The organism is Janthinobacterium glycogeni (genome assembly GCF_051380725.1).
Taxonomy (GTDB): domain Bacteria; phylum Pseudomonadota; class Gammaproteobacteria; order Burkholderiales; family Burkholderiaceae_D; genus Janthinobacterium.
The window spans coordinates 138,265-153,435 of record NZ_JBNYXP010000010.1 but is presented as its reverse complement, the minus strand read 5'-3'; the positions used below and the strand labels follow the sequence as shown (position 1 = coordinate 153,435).

Genomic DNA, 15,171 nt, shown 5'->3' with positions numbered 1-15,171 from the left:
GCCCGTTTCGCCTTTTGCCGCTAGAACGCCTGCTGTTCGAGGGCGACCGCGCGCTGCGCCTGGGCAGCCGGGCCATGGACTTGCTGCTGGCGCTGCTGGAGCGCGCCGGCGACATCGTCGACAAGCATGAACTGGTGGCCATCGTCTGGCCCAATGCCGTGGTCGATGACGCGACCTTGCGCGTGCACCTGGCGGCGCTGCGCAAGGCGCTCGGCGATGGCCGCGATGGCCAGCGCTACATCACCACCATTCCCGGGCGCGGCTACGGCTTCCTGGCGCCGTTGGCGCACACGGGCCGGCAGGCGCCCGGTGCGGGTGGCGCCGAGCCGCGACACAACCTGCCCGTCATGCTGACGCGCATGCTGGGGCGCGCGGAAGTGCTGCAAACGATGGCCAACCAGTTGCTGCAATTGCGCCTGCTGTGCATTGCCGGTCCGGGCGGCATCGGCAAGACCACCCTGGCCGTCGTCCTGGCCACGCGCGTGCTGCGCCGCTATGCCGACGGCGTGTGTTTCGTCGACCTGTCGCCGCTGGAAGAGGGCCGCCTGGTGCCGCTGGCGCTGGCCACGGCGTTGGGGGTGGCGGTGCCGGCCGGCGACCCCATGCCGCTCCTGCTGGCCTACCTGCGCCCGCGCCATATGCTGATCGTGCTCGATAACTGCGAGCACGTGATCGGCGCGGCCGCCACGCTGGCCGACGCCTTGCTCAAGGGCGCGCCGCTGCTGCACGTGCTGGCCACCAGCCGCGAGCCGATGCGCCTCATCAGCGAGCAGTTGCAGCGCCTGCCCGCGCTGGAATTGCCGCCGGCCGACGCCGTGCCCGATGCGGCGGCGGCCCGGCATTTCGCCGCGGTGCAGCTGTTTTGCGAACGCTGCGCGGCCGTCGACGATGCGTTCGTGCTGGCCGATGCCGACGTGCCTGTGGTGGTGGACATCTGCCGGCGTCTCGACGGCATCCCGCTGGCGCTGGAACTGGCGGCCGGGCGCATTGGCCATTTCGGCCTGCATGAATTGCGCCGCCAGCTGGACGACCGCTTTCGCCTGCTCACGCGCGGCGCGCGCAACATGCCCTTGCGCCACCAGACCCTGCGCGCCACCCTGGACTGGAGCTACGGCCTGCTCGACGCGCAAGAGCGCCAGGTGCTGCAGGCGCTGAGCGTGTTCAAGAGCCGCTTCCGCCTGGAGTCGGCCAGCGCCGTGGCGGGATGCGACGTGTTCGACACCGTGGCCGACCTGGCCGCGAAGTCCCTCGTCAGCATCGAGTTTTGCCGCCAGCACGTGTATTACCGGCTGCTCGACACCACGCGCGCCTATGCTGGCGCGCAGCTGTCGGCGGGCGGTGGCGCGGGCGCCGTGCTGCTGCGCCATGCGCGCCATTGCCTGGGCCTGGCCGGCCGCATCGCCACCGACTGGGGCAGCATGCCGCCGGCGCACTGGAGCGCGCGCTATGGCCGCCATGTCGACGACCTGCGCGCCGCCATCGACTGGGCCTTCGGCGAGGACGGCGACGTGGCGCTGGGCGTGGCGCTGACCCTGGCCGCGCAAACCCTGTTCTATCAGCTGTCGCTGATGGATGAATACCGCGTGCGCGTGGAGCGGGCGCTCGAGCGCATGGCCACGCATGCGGTGGACGACCCTGACAGCGAGATGCGGCTGCATGGCTTGCAGGCGCACCTGCTGTTGCATACGCAGGGCATCACCGGCACCATGCTGCGTTCGTTCCAGCGCGGCTATGCGCTGGCCATGCGCACGGACGATGGCAATCGCCGCTTTGAGGCGATTTGCGGCATGTGGATCTGCTGCCTGAAGCTGGCCGATTTCCAGCGCGCCGACAGTTACGTCACCGAGCTTGCCGTCCTGTGCGAGGCGCGCGACGACGCGGCGATGCAGCTGGTGCTGGCGCGCATGCGGGCCGTGGGCGAGTATGTGCAGGGACGCTACGCGCAGTCGGCGGCGCTGGCGCGCATGGTGCTCGCGCATCCGGAGGGCGCGGGGCACCCCGGCTTCAACAATGCCTTGCTGGCCGATCAGCAGGTTTGCCTGCGCGGCACGCTGGCGCGCTGCCTGTGGATGCAGGGCCGCCCCGACGACGCCCTGGCGCTGGCGCGCGAGGCGGTGGCGGTGGGCTTCGAGCACAATGGCGTCACGCTGTGCGTGGCGCTGGCCGTCAATGCCATTCCTGTCGCCCTGTGGTGCGGGCAGGGGGGACTGGCGCATGCCTGGACTTGCCTGCTGTGCGAGCATGCGGGCCGCTATGGCTTGCTGTACTGGAGCGCCTGGGGGGCCGCCTACCAGCGCCTGCTCGATGGGGGCGAGGCGCTGACGGATTTTCCCTGGCCTTCGGTGCGCAGCTGGCCGATACAGGTCGATTTGATGGCCACCCTGCACGACGCGGCCGCCGACAGCGGGGCGCTGCGCCGCGCGCGCATGGGGCTGGCGCCGTGGAGCGCGCCGGAAGTGCTGCGCCGCGACGCGCACCACCGCTGGCGGGCGCTGGCGCAAGACGATGCGGCCGGCCTGGAAGCGGTGCGCGCGCAACTGGATGAAGCGCTGCTGCTGGCCAGGGGCCAGCAGGCGCCGGGCTGGGAGCTGCGCTGCGCCACCAGCCTGGCGGCCGTGCTGCAGGCGCAGGGATGCCGCGCCGCCGCGCATGCCGTGCTGGCCCCCGTCCATGCCGGCTACCGGCAGGGGCGCGACACGACGGACGTGATGGCGGCGGCGGCCTTGCTGGCGCAGCTGGCGTGAGCGCTATTCGTAGGCGCCCAGCCGGCGTTGTTCCTCCGGCGTGAAACTGGCGTCGCGCAGCTGCTGCAGGGCTGCCGCATCCTGCGCGCCGCCGGGCAGGCTGGCCTGCTGCGCCTTCTGCGCCTGATACGCGATGATGCGCTGCTGCCACTGCGATTCCTCGCGGTCCAGTTCCGCCAGACGCGCCGCCGCCGCTGGCGTGAAGGTGCTGGCGCGCAGGCGGTAGACTTCGTTCTCGCCGCCGCCCTGGGCCCGCAACGCCTTCACCGAGGCGTCCAGCTGCGCCACCCTGACGGGCGCGTCGCGCGCATCGCGCTGGGCGGGCGACATTTTCTGGTCCAGCGCGGCCAGTTGCGCTTGGCGCTGCGCCTCGTCGAGCGAGGTGTCGCCGAGGATGCTCATGCGCGCCACGGCATCGTCGTCGTAGGCGTCGCCGGCGCCGAACAGGCCCGCGCTTTCCTCGGGCGTAAAATAATTGCCGCGCAGGGCGCGCATCGCTTGCAGGCGCGCGCGCGCCGCCAGGGCCGCATCGGCTTGCGCGGGCAAGGCCTGTTCCGCACCGGCCAGCGCCTGCTTGTAGGCCAGGTACGCCCCCAGCAGGCGCCTGGCTTCGCGGGCGGGGACGGGCGCCAGGCGGCGGTCCAGTTCCGCCTCGATCTGGCTGCGGATGGCGGCCAGCGGTTTTTCACCGAGGCCCGCCAGGTAGTAGTCGAACAGGTGGCCCAGTTCCGCGTCGACCACCAGCTTGTCGCCGGCGGCCACCGTCACGTTGCCGTCGGGCCGCGTGCCTTCCATCGAGCGCACGAACGCGAACAGGTCGGGTTCCGGCTTTTCCGGCGGCGGAGCCGGCGGTTCTCCCGGCCGCAGCGCCAGGTACAGAGCCAGGGCCGCCAGGCTGCCGCCGATGATCCATTTCGCGTGCATGCGCATCTCCTTACAGTCCCAGGCCTTGCAGGCGGTTGGCTTGCTGGCGGAAGACGGTGACGGGGTTCGTTTCGAACAGGTTGACGATGCCGACGAACTGGTTGACTTCATCGAGATGGTTCATGGCGTAGTCGTCGCGGATCACCTTGCCCAGGTGGCTGGAGCAGCTGCTCACCAGGCCATCGTTCTTCACGCCGCCGAAGGCCAGGCTGATGGCTGCCAGCGCCGGGTCGCCCACGTCGAGCACATTCGTGTACGGCTGCGCGCCGCTCCACGAGAAATAGTACACGCCTTGCACCTGGTAGGCGCCTTCGCCGCAGGCGGTGGTCGGCACGCCTTGCGGGTGACGGCCATTAAAAGCCAGTGAGCCGGCCGTGGACAGGGACGTGAGCGAGGCGCCCGCATTTTGCGGCAGTCCCTTGTTGCCCGACAAAATGCCGATCAGGGAGGCGAGCGCGTTGCCCAGCGCACCGCTGGTGTTGGGAATGGCGCCGCTGAGGATATCGGCCACCTTCGAACCCTTGTTGACGCCGGCCACGCTGGTGACGGACGCCACCAGGTCTGGGCGCACGGAAGCGACGTAGCGGGCCGTGGGGCCGCCGTGGCTATGGCCGATCAGATTGACCTTGGCCGCCCCCGTGGCGGCGAGGATTTGCCGCACCTGCGACAGCAGCTGCTCGCCGCGCACTTCCGTGCTGTTGGCGGCCGACACGGTGGTCACATACACTTGCGCGCCGCCGCTGCGCAGGGCGTCGGGGACGCCATAAAAATATTCGACGGGTCCGAGCTTGTCGAAGCCGAACAGGCCGTGCACGAGCACGATCGGATATTTCGTTTGCGTGTAGCCGGCGGCGCTGGCGCTGCCGGGCAGGATGGCGAGGGAAAACAGCAGGGTCGATAGCAGTTGCCAGAAGCGAGTCTTCATTTTGTCTCCGTTATTTGAATAATATGGAAATGTCGATGCTGTAGCGATTCGCCGCGCGCTCCTGCACATTCTATCGATGCATTAAATATAGCGAGCGCTCGGCCTTTTAAATGTAGCACCGCTGGATTTAAATTGCAGTGAATTGCATGATGCAGCGCAATAACTGTGGGGATTTGGCCTTGCGTATGGGCCCATTGCATAGTTGAAAAGTCAAATAGTTGTTTTCCTGAGCTATAATCGGCCCCGCATCAGCCGTCCCGCCGTCTTGCAGCGCCGCCCAGGTGCTGTCTTACATTGCTCATACACCGTTACTTGGGAATGCACTTGTCGACCCATTTTAATTTTGAACAGTTTCAGCAGATGACGCCATTAAATGGCGAAAACATCTGGGAATATATTCTTGACCGCCACGCGGAGCGCATCGGCGTCAAGCGCCGCAAGCCGGCGCTGGAAAATCTCGAACGCATCTTCGTCGCTACTTTTCGCCTGGCCAATGACGTGGGTTTCCGCGCCATGAGCTTGCGCGACCTGTGCCGCGAAACGGGGCTGTCGATGGGCGGCCTGTATGGCTACATCACCAGCAAGGATCAACTGGCCGAAATGATCGAAGACGTGGTGCGCTACGCGACGCAAGCCTTGCCGCTGCTGTTTGCCGACGTGAAGTCGCCGCTGGACCGCCTCGAAGCGATGATACGCTCGTCGATCTACCTGTCCGAAGTGCTGCAGCCGTGGTTTTATTTCGTCTTCATGGATTCGCGCGTGCTGCAGGTGGAGCAGCGCAGCATGGCGAAGAATTCGGAACTGTATGTGCAGACCCTGATCGCCGCCACCATCGCCGAAATCGAACCGAAGCCGCAGGGCGATCCCACCTTGCTGGCGGCGCACTGCCTGGCCCTGTTCCAGGACTGGTACGTGAAACGCTGGAAGTACCGCGCGGCGAAGGTCAATGTCGACGATTTCGCCGATAGCGTCGTCGGTACGGTGCGCGGATACCTGAGCATGGTCAAGACGTAGATGAGGTAGGTCGGATTAGCGTAGCGTAATCCGACACGCGCGGACGGCGGCTCATGTCGGGTTACGCCGTGCCGGCTAACCCGACCTACGGGTTCATCAGTTCGTAGTTTCTATGGGCAGCGTCTCCGGCACTGCCGCCGGGTCAGTCGGCGTCTCCGCCTCCATGTCCAGCGTCTTGACGCCATTCATGTCGATGAATTCATCGTACAGCCATTCGCCGTCGACCTGGCTCAGGCCCGCCGGCACGTCGCGCGTCACCTGCGGACGCGTGGAGAGCGCGGTGCGCATGTAGTCGATCCAGATCGGCATGGCCAGGGTCGCTCCGAATTCGCGTCCGCCCAGCGATTTGGGCTCGTCATAGCCCATCCACGCCACCGCCACGATGCCGCCGCTGTAGCCGGCGAACCAGCCGTCGACGGCGTCGCTGGTGGTGCCCGTCTTGCCGGCGATGTCGCTGCGGCCCAGTTTTTTCGTCGCCGCCGCGCCCGTGCCCGTGCGCGCCACTTCGCGCAGCATGCTGTCCATCACGAAGGCGTTGCGCGGGTCCAGCGCCAGGGTCTTGTCGTCGTTCGGCGCGGGCGGCTTGGTCTGCATCAATACCATGCCCCTGGCGTCGACGATGCGGTCGATCAAATACGGTTCCACCTGGTGGCCGCCATTGGCGAAGAGGGCGTAGGCGCCCGCCATCTGCACAGGCGTGACGGAACCCGTGCCTAACGCCATGGTCAGATTGTTCGGCTGGCGCTTTGGATCGAAACCGAATTTTTCCAGGAAGTCGTGCGTGTACGACACCCCCAGCGCGCGCAGGATGCGCACCGAAGCCACGTTCTTCGACTGCGCCAGCGCATAGCGCATGGTGATGGGGCCGTCGAACTTGAAGTCGTCGTTCTGCGGCGCCCACACCTTGCCGCCCGCCTGCAGTGCCAAAGGCACGTCGTTGATCAGGGTGGCCGGCGAAAAGCCTTTTTCCAGCGCCGCCGAATACACGAAGGGCTTCATGGCCGAGCCGGGCTGGCGCCAGGCTTGCGTGACGTGGTTGAACTTTTGCAGGTTGTAGTCGAAGCCGCCCACCATGGCGTGGTAGGCGCCCGTGTCGGCGTCGAGCGAGACGAAGGCGGCGGCCACCAGCGGCACTTGCGTGATGGCCCAGTTGCCCTTGCCGTCCTGGGTGATGCGGATGACGGCGCCCGGGCGCAGCTTGATGCCGGCGCCCGCCTTGGCGGACAGTGCCGGGGCGGCGAAGCGCAAGCCGTCGCCCGTGATGGCCTTGGCGTCGCCATCGCCGATGTCGGCCACCACCTTGCCGCTGGCAACTTCCGTGACGACGGCGGCGATCAGGCCGTCGCTGTCAGGGCGTTTTTGCAGCGCAGCATCGATGGCGTCGTCGCGCTGCTCGGGGTCAGCCGGCATGTCGATGAAGGTTTCCGGGCCGCGGTAGCCGTGGCGCTGGTCGTAGGCGATGACGTTGCGGCGCGTCGAGGCGTAGGCCGCGTCCTGGTCCGCTTTCAAAATCGTCGTGTAGACGCTGATGCCCTTGGTATAGCTGTCTTCCTTGAATTGCGCGTAGACGGCCTGGCGCGCCAGTTCGGCCACGTATTCGGCGTGCGTATCGAAACCCTGCTTGCCGCGGCTGTTGATATGCAGCGGCTGCGCCAGCGCCTGCCGGTACTGGCCTTCGCTGATGTAATCGAGTTCGCGCATGCGTTTCAATACCAGCTGCTGGCGCGCGTGCGCTTTTTTCGGATTGCTGATCGGGTTGTGGCGCGACGGATTTTGCGGCAGGCCCGCCAGCATGGCCATTTCCGCGATCGACAGCTCATTCAGCGGCTTGCCGAAGTAGGTCTGCGCCGCGCTGCCGAAACCGAACGAGCGCTGGCCCAGGTACATCTGGTTCATGTACAGCTCGAGAATCTGCTCCTTCGACAGGGCAGCCTCGATCTTCAGGGCCAGCATGATTTCATTGAGCTTGCGCGAGGCGACTTTTTCGCGCGTCAGGAAGAAGTTGCGCGCCACCTGCATGGTGATGGTGGAGCCGCCGCCGTGGCCGAAGCCATGGCGCAGGTTCGACAGCACGGCGCCGCCGGCGCGCACGAAGTCGATGCCGTGGTGTTCGTAGAAGCGGCTGTCCTCGATGGCCAGCAAGGCCTTTTTCATCATTTCCGGCACTTGCGCGATCGGCACGAAGTCGCGGTGTTCCTCGCCGAACTCGCCGATCAGCACATTGTCGGCCGTGTACACGCGCAGCGGTATCTTCGGCTGGTAGTCGGTGATGACGCCCAGCTCGGGCAGGCGGGGGCGCACGTACAGGAACAGCCAGGCGGCCAGCAGGACGGCGGCGGCCAGCGCGGCGCAGCCGGCGAGGATGATAGCGCGCACGGTGGCGCGGCGGGAAGGCCAGGGGAATCCGGATCGTTTGGCAGTCAAGGCAGTCTCACGTGAGCGTGCAAGGCACGGTGGCAGCGATTATAGACCAATGCGCCAGCGCTTCCCGTGCGGACAGGGCGGCAGGGCCGGCCTCGGGAGCGGGAGCAAAAAACCTTTTCATCGAAACGCGGCTGTGCGATAGTCTCGGCTTCAAGCAAATAGCCCGGGCGTCAATCCGGGCTGTTTATTTTATACAATTAAGGATTTATTTATGGCAAAAGATGCAATGCCGAGCGCCGTGAAGCCGTATATTCCGGCCGATGCGAAGCTGCCCGAGATGACCTTCCGCGCGCTGTTCATGGGCGTCATCCTGGGGATGGTCTTTGGCGCCTCCTCGCTCTACCTGGTGCTGAAGGTGGGCCTGACCGTCAGCGCCTCGATCCCCGTCGCCGTAATCGCCATCACCCTGTTCGGCCTGGCCAAGAAGGTGGGCGGCAAGGATTCGTCGATCCTGGAAAACAGCATCACGCAAACGGCCGGTTCGGCCGGCGAATCGCTGGCCTTCGGCCTGGGCGTGACCATGCCCGCCATCCTGATCCTGGGCTTCGACCTGGAAATCTCGCGGGTCATGCTGGTCGGTGTCCTCGGCGGCCTGCTGGGCATCCTGATGATGATCCCCATGCGCCGCACCATGATCGTCGACCAGCACAAGGAACTCAAATTCCCCGAAGGCACGGCGTGCGCCGAAGTGCTCAAGGCGGCCGCCACGGAAGAATCGCGCATCGCCGCCGGCGAAAGCATCGAGAAGGATTCGGCCGCCGCGCTGGACGCCAAGCGCCGCGCCAAGATCATCTTCGGCGGTTTCGCCGTCGGCCTGCTGTATAAAGTCTTCAATATCTCGTTCAAGGGCTGGAAGGATACGCCGGGCGTGGAATTCGCCGCGCCGCTCAAGGGCGGCTCCATCGGCGCCGAAATCTCCCCTGAATTGCTGGGCGTGGGCTACATCATCGGCCCGCGCATCGCCGCCACCATGGCGGCCGGCGGCGTGCTGTCGTACCTGCTCCTGATCCCGATGATCAAGTTTTTCGGCGACAGCCTGACCACGGTCCTGTCGCCGGGCACCAAGTTGATCAGCGAAATGGGCGCGGACGACGTGCGCAGCGCCTACGTGCTGTACATCGGCGCGGGCGCCGTGGCCGCCGGCGGCCTGATTTCGCTGGTGCGCGCCATGCCCATGATCTGGCGCAGCCTGTCGGCCGGCCTGAAGGGCATCGGCAAGGGCGTCAAGACCGATTCCACCTTGCGCACGGACCAGGACATCCCCCTGAAATGGGTCGTCATCGGCTGCCTGTCCATCATCGCCGTGATCACCTTCGCCACGCCGCTGCACATGAATTTCCTCGGCGCGCTGCTGATCCTCGTCTTCGGTTTCCTGTTCGCCACCGTCTCGTCGCGCCTGACGGGCGAAATCGGCTCCTCGTCGAACCCGATCTCCGGCATGGCCGTGGCCACCTTGCTGTTTACCTGCCTGATCTTCCTGATCATGGGCTGGACGGGCGGACGTTACTATGTGACGGCCCTGTCGGTGGGCGCCATCGTCTGCATCGCCGCCAGCAATGCGGGCACCACGTCGCAAGACCTGAAGACCGGCTACCTGGTGGGCGCCACGCCGCGCCTGCAGCAGTACGCGATCCTGGCCGGCGCGCTGTCGTCGGCGCTGATCCTCGGTCCGATTCTGCTGAAACTGAATGAGGCGAGCACCGTCTACGTGCCGGCCGCGCAAGTGGCGCCTGGCCTGACGGTCGACGCGTCGAAGCTGACGGCGACGGGCGAGCTGCATGGCCCGCAAGCCGAGACGGACCACAACACGTACAAAGTCTGGCAAAAGACTGACACCGTGGGCGGCCCGGCCGGCAAGTATTTCGTCAAGGAAGACGGCCAGCTCGCTTACCTGGTCGATCCGGGCATCAACGGCCATTACAGCAAGCGTCCGGACGGCTCGGAAGTCAAAAAATACGACGCGCCGAAGGCCGTGCTGATGTCCTACATCATCAAGGGCATCCTCGACCAGCAACTGCCGTGGACCCTGGTGCTGTTCGGCGTGATGATCGCCGTGGTGCTGGAGATGGCCGGCATCCCGTCGCTGGCGTTTTCGGTCGGCGTGTACCTGCCGCTGTCGTCGACCTTGCCGATCTTCGTCGGCGGCCTGGTGCGCTGGCTGGCGGACCGCCGCAACAACAAGCTGGAACACAACGCCAAGCTCAATGAAGAAGAGCGCCAGCTGGCGGGCGACCGCAGTTCGGGCGTGCTGCTGGCGTCTGGCTACATCGCCGGCGGCGCGCTGGCCGGCATCATCATCGCGATCACGGCCGGCGTGCTCACGCACTTCGACCAGATGATGGCCGACTGGGCCGAACACGGCAACCCGTTCTACGCGGGCCTGCACTCGGATGCGCTGTCGCTGCTGCCGTATGCCGTCATCATCGTGCTGCTGTATGTCGTCGCCAGAGAGAAAAAGACGAACAGCCCGCAGGCTTGATGTTTTAAACACTCCAATGAAAACCGCCCGGTGTCATGATGATCCGGGCGGTTTTTTTTATGCGCGCCCGATGGGCCGCGCCGCCAGTTCTTCCGCGCTGGCGTAGATCGTCACGTTGTCGGCCGCCAGGCGGCGCAGGTGGTCATAAAACCCCTGCGCCGGAATCCACCACGATGCTGCATCGCCCACTTGCCCGTTGATGCGCAGGCCGGCGGCGTCGAATTCCCGGTGAAAGTAGTCGCGCAGGTCGCCGCGGCCGGGATGGTCGATGCGGCGCTGCGCGACTGCCGGATCGAAAGGGCGCACGGGCACCTCCCAGCGCCGGCCGGCGTGGTCCAGGCAGGCCAGTAGTTCCGTTTTGTCTTCCCACACGGGCACGGGAAAGGCCTCGCCCATGGCGTCTTCCAGCGCGTGATAGAACGTCACCGGTCCCATGGAAATGCCCAGGCCCAGCACCTTTGCCTGCTCGCAGCCGATGAAGCGCTGCCAGGGCGAATCCACGCCGAAGATCGACGGCGCGCGGTGATGCGCCTCGGTGAGAGCGTCGGCATGGCGGCCCCACGCCGACACGGAATGGGTGGGGTGGATGCTGCGCCGGACACCGGCGCTGGCGAGGAACGCTTCGGGCAGGCGCCCCATGTGCGTGCCATGGCGGCGCGGGTCGAACACATAGTCCTGCATGGCGCAGGCGGCGCGCACGGTGCCGCCGGGCAGGTAGTAGGCGGGCAGCAGCAGGGCGCCTTGCGGGCCGACGGCGTCCTGCAGGGCATGGACCACGGCCAGCGCGCCGCCTTCCACATAGCCCAGGCTTTTCAGCGAGGAATGCACGAACAGCGTATCGCCCGGCGCGATGCCCAGCCGCGCAAGATCGGCGGCCAAGGCGGCGCGCGTCACGTGGGGCCTGCTCTGGCGCACGTGCCGGACGCCGGCGGCGCGGCGCCACGCTTGCAGCGCGGCCCTGGCGGCGCGCCTGGCCCCGTCAAGCATGGCTTAACTCCAATTCCAGCAGGTTCGCATCGATGCAGAATTTGGCGGCCCAATTCAGGTAAGCCCAGGCGCCGTAGTCGCCATCGACGGGAAACGAGCCCTTGACGCCGCCGCGCGCGTGCGCGGGGCCGTCGATGCTGACCGCGCGCCGCACGTAACTATTCAGGCGGCGCCCCGCGTCGAGGTAGCGCCGCTCGCCCGTGCGCTGGTACAGCAGGAACAGACAATGCGCGTTTTGCGCTGAACCCGTGAGGCAGGCGTAGCCGGCCCCCGGCTGGAAATCGGGTCCGAGACGGCCAGCCAGGTAGCCGTCGGCCGCCACGGCCCTGGCGACGCTCGTGCCGGTGCGCGCGGCGGCGTCCAGCAGGTCGGCGCGTGCCGAGAAGCGGTGCGCTTCGAGTACGCCGCGCAAGGCGTAGCCGATGGTGTGGGTCAGGGGCAGCAGCGGGTTGTCCAGGCAGTTCGAGGCGAACCAGCCATTGGGACGCTGTTTTGTCAACGCCCAGTCGACCTGGCGCAGGCCCGCCGCGCCATAGCCGTGGCCCGGCGCGATGCGGTCCGCTTCGAACAAGCCCCACGCCACGTGCGTTTCGTAGGCCTTGTCGCCGGCGCTGGCGAACGGCGTCGGATGGCGGCGCCAGCAGCCGTCCGCATCCTGGCTGTCGCGCAGCCAGCTGGCCGCGCGGTGCATGGCGTCCTCGTAGGCCGCACCGTACGCGTCCACGCCGGCGGCCAGGCCCAGCAGGATCTGGCCCGTGTTGAAGGTGACGGGCACGCGCGGCGTGGAATCGATCTTCCCGCCCTGGAAACCGCCTTGCGCGAACTGTATGGCCAGGCACCAGTCGAGCATGCGCCGCGCGCGCCCGTGCAGCGCATCATCGTCCCCCTCGTCGCTCGTGCGCTGCGCCAGGGCGATCATGGTGGGGATAATGTAGCCGGTGGTCTCCGGGTAGGAGCTCGACCAGCCTGTCAGCAGGCTGTAATCGCGCGCGACGCCGCCGTCGTTTGAGCTGGAATGGTCTTGCGCCGCGCATAGCCAGGCCGTGCAGGCCTTGACGACGGCTTGCGGGCCGGGATCGAAGGCGGGCAGGCCGCGCCGGTCCGACAGCCGCTCCATGCGCGCCGCCGCCGGCAGGCCCGCCTGCGGCGACAGCGTGTTCCTGATTTTCGCGAGCAAGGCGCGCATGGCATTCCATCCGGTGGTTGGCTCAGGCTACTGTAGCGCCGGCCATCGGCAGCGCTATTGACTTACCGCAAGGATTGGCCGTCGCATCGCCGCCGCCGGAATTGACGCATAATGGCTGTATCACCATCGCCGACGAGGCCCGCCATGAACACTGTCACGCTTGAGTATTCGGTCGTCACCAATCCCGACTCCTTTGTCGGTTTCAAGTATTACGTCAAGGCGGGGCAGGCATTCGATGCCGACGATTTCGCCTATTCCTACAAGCTGAACCGCTCCGACCTGGACCCGGACAGCGTGCTGGCCACGCGCGAAGCGGCGGCGAATTTGCAGCCGGGCGAGTGGCTGACGGTGTCGCATTCGATTGCGGCGTAGTCGGCAGCCCTACGCTGGCGCAAACCACGCGCGCAGCTCATCCTCGGCCGTCTGCGCCGTTGTCTGCGTCAACGTCAGCACGATGACCTTTTCCTGCGCCGCACGATGCTGTCCATCGCTGCCGGCCAGCTCGATGGCCTGTTCGAAGCTCGTGTACCCGTGGCCGCATTCCTGCGGGCATTGCTGCACGATGCGCGCCGCCTTGCCGGCGTTGCGGTCCGCCAGGTTGACGATGGGATTGCCGTCATAGAATGGCTGGCCGTTGGCGAACGCGGTGCGCAGATACGGCGCGCAGTGGCCGTCGAGGAAGGCCAGGCGCGCCTGCCACCAGGCCTCTGCCGCCGCATACGCGGCATGGTCCTCGAGAAAATCGGCAAACAGGAAATCGTCCATTGTATTTTCGCGGCTAGATGCCGAACACTTTCAATATGGCGTCCGTGAAACCCTCGAACCAGCTGCCCACCTTGCCCGGCTGCTTGCCGTGGCGCGGGGTTTCTTCGTACAGGTAGACGCCGTGCTCGCCGTCGAAGCGGTCGTTGAGCAGCGCTTGCTGGCCGCGCAGGTAGGGGATGAAGGTTTCGCTGCGCATCGTCGAGTACAGCACGTCGGTGGTGAAACCCAGGGTGGCGGACTGGCTGATGGCGCGGCCCTGGCCGGCCCGCTCCAGGCGCACGCCGCGGCAGCCGCGCACGATCAGGGTGACGGGTCCGCGAAAGACGATGAAGCGCAGCTGCAAGGTGAGCCAGGCATGCAGGCTGCCCAGGCGCCAGTGGCTCGATATCGCCAGCGGCTCATTCGAGTCGCAGACCAGGCCCACGAGGCCCCGCGGTTGGAAGACCAATGCGCTGCCGGCGGGCAGGTGGACGACGGCCACTTCCAGCAGCGGGTCGTCGCTGGCGGAGATCGTCACGGATGCCGGCTCGCTGCTTTCCAGCCGCGTCAGCGCCACCATGCCGGCGGCCAGGCTGGTGAACGGGAAGCGCCAGTCCAGCAGCCATTGCGTGCGCTTGTGCGTGCTGACGGGCGACGATTGCAGGTATTCGGGGTGGATCAGCATCTGCTGGCCAGGCTGCAGCAGCAAGCCCTGCGAGACGGCCGAGATGCGCGATTCGCCATGCGGCGGCAGGGGCAGGGAGCTGCCCGCCAGCTGCAGTTCGCGCGCGATCGACAACGGCGGCAAACGCGCGGCGACGGGCGCCAGCACGAAGTAAAAGAAGGCCTTGATGGCGACGGGCAGCAGGATGGCCGACAGCACCAGCAGGGCCGCCGTGGGCGCCACGTCCAGCACAGGCGCGCGCCAGCGGGCGATCCAGTTGCGCGCCAGCTGGCTCTCTCCGGCCGCAATCGCCGCCTGCACAGGCGCCAGCGCGCCAGCCAGCGCTGGCCCGTCGATGGCGAATGGTGCGGGATGGGCGGCATGCGCCGCATCGCCGGTGCGGGCGCGCTGCGCCGCCCAGGCATTGTAGGCTTGCAGGTTGATGTCGCGCAGGCGCTGGCCCTCGGCTTCGAGCCGCGACAGCTGCGCGTAGGTGTCGCTGCCGGGCAGGCGGGCCGCCAGCGGATGCCGCGCTTCCAGCTCCTGGCACTGGCGCGCATTTTCTTGCAGCGCCGCATAAGCCTGGACGTGCTGCGCATGCAGGCGCGCCAAGGTGTGCCGCGCATCTTCGCCTTTGACCACCGCTTGCAGGGCGGTCAGATAGCGGGCTTCCTGCGCCAGCACTTCGATCTCCACGCGGCGCGCCGCTTCGTCCTGCGCGTGCAGGGCCAGGGTGCCCGGGTCGGGCAGGGGCAGCGTGAACAGCGACGCTTGCTGGCGTGCGCGCAAGGCGCTCAATTGCGCCTGCACTTGCGCCAGGCGGGCCGCGATGGCGGCCTGGGAAGCGTGCTGCAGGGCGTTGACCCTCGCCGTGGTTGCGGCGGCCAGGCCGGCGCCATGATGATCGGCGCCGTCGGCGGCCAGCCTGAGCGCGGCTACGGCCTCGCTGCCGGCGCTGTAGGCGCGCCATTCGGCCAGCAGCAGGCGGCCGGCCAGCAGGATGACGATGAACAGCGCGAACTGCAGCGCGTGGCGCAGCAGGAAGCGCAGGATGGCCGTCAGCAGCTGGCGCAACGTGGT

General features: G+C 67.0%; 11 protein-coding genes. 4 read left to right on the top strand and 7 right to left on the bottom strand.

Features of this window, described 5'->3' with window-relative positions:
- Positions 1 to 14 precede the first annotated feature (14 nt).
- Positions 15 to 2,744 carry an ATP-binding protein gene (locus ACQ4W4_RS21890; protein WP_436543759.1) on the top strand — a complete coding sequence of 910 codons (2,730 nt, stop codon included), beginning with the start codon at positions 15 to 17 and terminating at the stop codon, positions 2,742 to 2,744.
- Between the two features lie 3 nt (positions 2,745 to 2,747).
- Here the strand turns inward: ACQ4W4_RS21890 and ACQ4W4_RS21885 are convergent, their stop codons facing one another.
- The gene (locus ACQ4W4_RS21885) at positions 2,748 to 3,668 is read right to left on the bottom strand and encodes a lipase secretion chaperone (RefSeq protein ID WP_436543758.1); all 921 of its coding nucleotides are present in this window, start codon (positions 3,666 to 3,668) and stop codon (positions 2,748 to 2,750) included.
- A 10-nt stretch (positions 3,669 to 3,678) separates the two neighbouring features.
- A complete protein-coding gene (locus ACQ4W4_RS21880; RefSeq protein ID WP_436543757.1) occupies positions 3,679 to 4,593 on the bottom strand; it encodes a lipase family alpha/beta hydrolase in 915 nt (304 codons plus the stop codon).
- A 360-nt stretch (positions 4,594 to 4,953) separates the two neighbouring features.
- Between ACQ4W4_RS21880 and ACQ4W4_RS21875 the strand changes: the two genes are divergently transcribed.
- Positions 4,954 to 5,607: a TetR/AcrR family transcriptional regulator gene (locus ACQ4W4_RS21875; RefSeq protein WP_436543756.1), complete on the top strand. Its 654-nt coding sequence runs from the start codon at positions 4,954 to 4,956 to the stop codon at positions 5,605 to 5,607.
- A 96-nt stretch (positions 5,608 to 5,703) separates the two neighbouring features.
- Here the strand turns inward: ACQ4W4_RS21875 and ACQ4W4_RS21870 are convergent, their stop codons facing one another.
- The gene (locus ACQ4W4_RS21870; RefSeq protein WP_436543755.1) at positions 5,704 to 7,983 is read right to left on the bottom strand and encodes a penicillin-binding protein 1A; all 2,280 of its coding nucleotides are present in this window, start codon (positions 7,981 to 7,983) and stop codon (positions 5,704 to 5,706) included.
- 259 nt (positions 7,984 to 8,242) lie between these two features.
- On the opposite strand from ACQ4W4_RS21870, the gene ACQ4W4_RS21865 reads away from it, so the two are divergent.
- Complete coding sequence (locus tag ACQ4W4_RS21865) at positions 8,243 to 10,510, top strand: OPT family oligopeptide transporter (RefSeq protein ID WP_436543754.1); 2,268 nt, start codon at positions 8,243 to 8,245, stop codon at positions 10,508 to 10,510.
- A gap of 57 nt (positions 10,511 to 10,567) precedes the next feature.
- Here the strand turns inward: ACQ4W4_RS21865 and ACQ4W4_RS21860 are convergent, their stop codons facing one another.
- Both ACQ4W4_RS21860 and ACQ4W4_RS21855 read right to left on the bottom strand, forming a co-directional pair.
- On the bottom strand, positions 10,568 to 11,497 hold the full coding sequence (locus ACQ4W4_RS21860) for an AAC(3) family N-acetyltransferase (RefSeq protein WP_436543753.1): 930 nt from the start codon (positions 11,495 to 11,497) through the stop codon (positions 10,568 to 10,570).
- A complete protein-coding gene (locus ACQ4W4_RS21855; RefSeq protein WP_436543752.1) occupies positions 11,490 to 12,683 on the bottom strand; it encodes a prenyltransferase/squalene oxidase repeat-containing protein in 1,194 nt (397 codons plus the stop codon). Before ACQ4W4_RS21855 ends, ACQ4W4_RS21860 begins: the two co-directional genes overlap by 8 nt.
- 144 nt (positions 12,684 to 12,827) lie before the next feature.
- On the opposite strand from ACQ4W4_RS21855, the gene ACQ4W4_RS21850 reads away from it, so the two are divergent.
- Complete coding sequence (locus tag ACQ4W4_RS21850) at positions 12,828 to 13,055, top strand: hypothetical protein (protein ID WP_070291560.1); 228 nt, start codon at positions 12,828 to 12,830, stop codon at positions 13,053 to 13,055.
- A 9-nt stretch (positions 13,056 to 13,064) separates the two neighbouring features.
- On the opposite strand, the gene ACQ4W4_RS21845 is transcribed toward ACQ4W4_RS21850, so the two are convergent.
- Together ACQ4W4_RS21845 and ACQ4W4_RS21840 are read right to left on the bottom strand one after the other, a co-directional pair.
- Positions 13,065 to 13,448 carry a hypothetical protein gene (locus ACQ4W4_RS21845; RefSeq protein WP_436543751.1) on the bottom strand — a complete coding sequence of 128 codons (384 nt, stop codon included), beginning with the start codon at positions 13,446 to 13,448 and terminating at the stop codon, positions 13,065 to 13,067.
- A gap of 13 nt (positions 13,449 to 13,461) precedes the next feature.
- Positions 13,462 to 15,165: a hypothetical protein gene (locus ACQ4W4_RS21840; RefSeq protein ID WP_436543750.1), complete on the bottom strand. Its 1,704-nt coding sequence runs from the start codon at positions 15,163 to 15,165 to the stop codon at positions 13,462 to 13,464.
- Between the last annotated feature and the right edge of the window lie 6 nt (positions 15,166 to 15,171).

What these genes read in the sequence shown, in the direction of transcription:
- ACQ4W4_RS21875 (WP_436543756.1), top strand. Translation starts at nt 4,954, where the DNA reads ATGACGCCATTAAATGGCGAAAACATCTGGGAATATATTCTTGACCGC.
- ACQ4W4_RS21880 (WP_436543757.1), bottom strand. Translation starts at nt 4,593, where the DNA reads ATGAAGACTCGCTTCTGGCAACTGCTATCGACCCTGCTGTTTTCCCTC.
- ACQ4W4_RS21885 (WP_436543758.1), bottom strand. Translation starts at nt 3,668, where the DNA reads ATGCACGCGAAATGGATCATCGGCGGCAGCCTGGCGGCCCTGGCTCTG.
- ACQ4W4_RS21850 (WP_070291560.1), top strand. Translation starts at nt 12,828, where the DNA reads ATGAACACTGTCACGCTTGAGTATTCGGTCGTCACCAATCCCGACTCC.
- ACQ4W4_RS21845 (WP_436543751.1), bottom strand. Translation starts at nt 13,448, where the DNA reads ATGGACGATTTCCTGTTTGCCGATTTTCTCGAGGACCATGCCGCGTAT.
- ACQ4W4_RS21860 (WP_436543753.1), bottom strand. Translation starts at nt 11,497, where the DNA reads ATGCTTGACGGGGCCAGGCGCGCCGCCAGGGCCGCGCTGCAAGCGTGG.
- ACQ4W4_RS21855 (WP_436543752.1), bottom strand. Translation starts at nt 12,683, where the DNA reads ATGCGCGCCTTGCTCGCGAAAATCAGGAACACGCTGTCGCCGCAGGCG.
- ACQ4W4_RS21865 (WP_436543754.1), top strand. Translation starts at nt 8,243, where the DNA reads ATGGCAAAAGATGCAATGCCGAGCGCCGTGAAGCCGTATATTCCGGCC.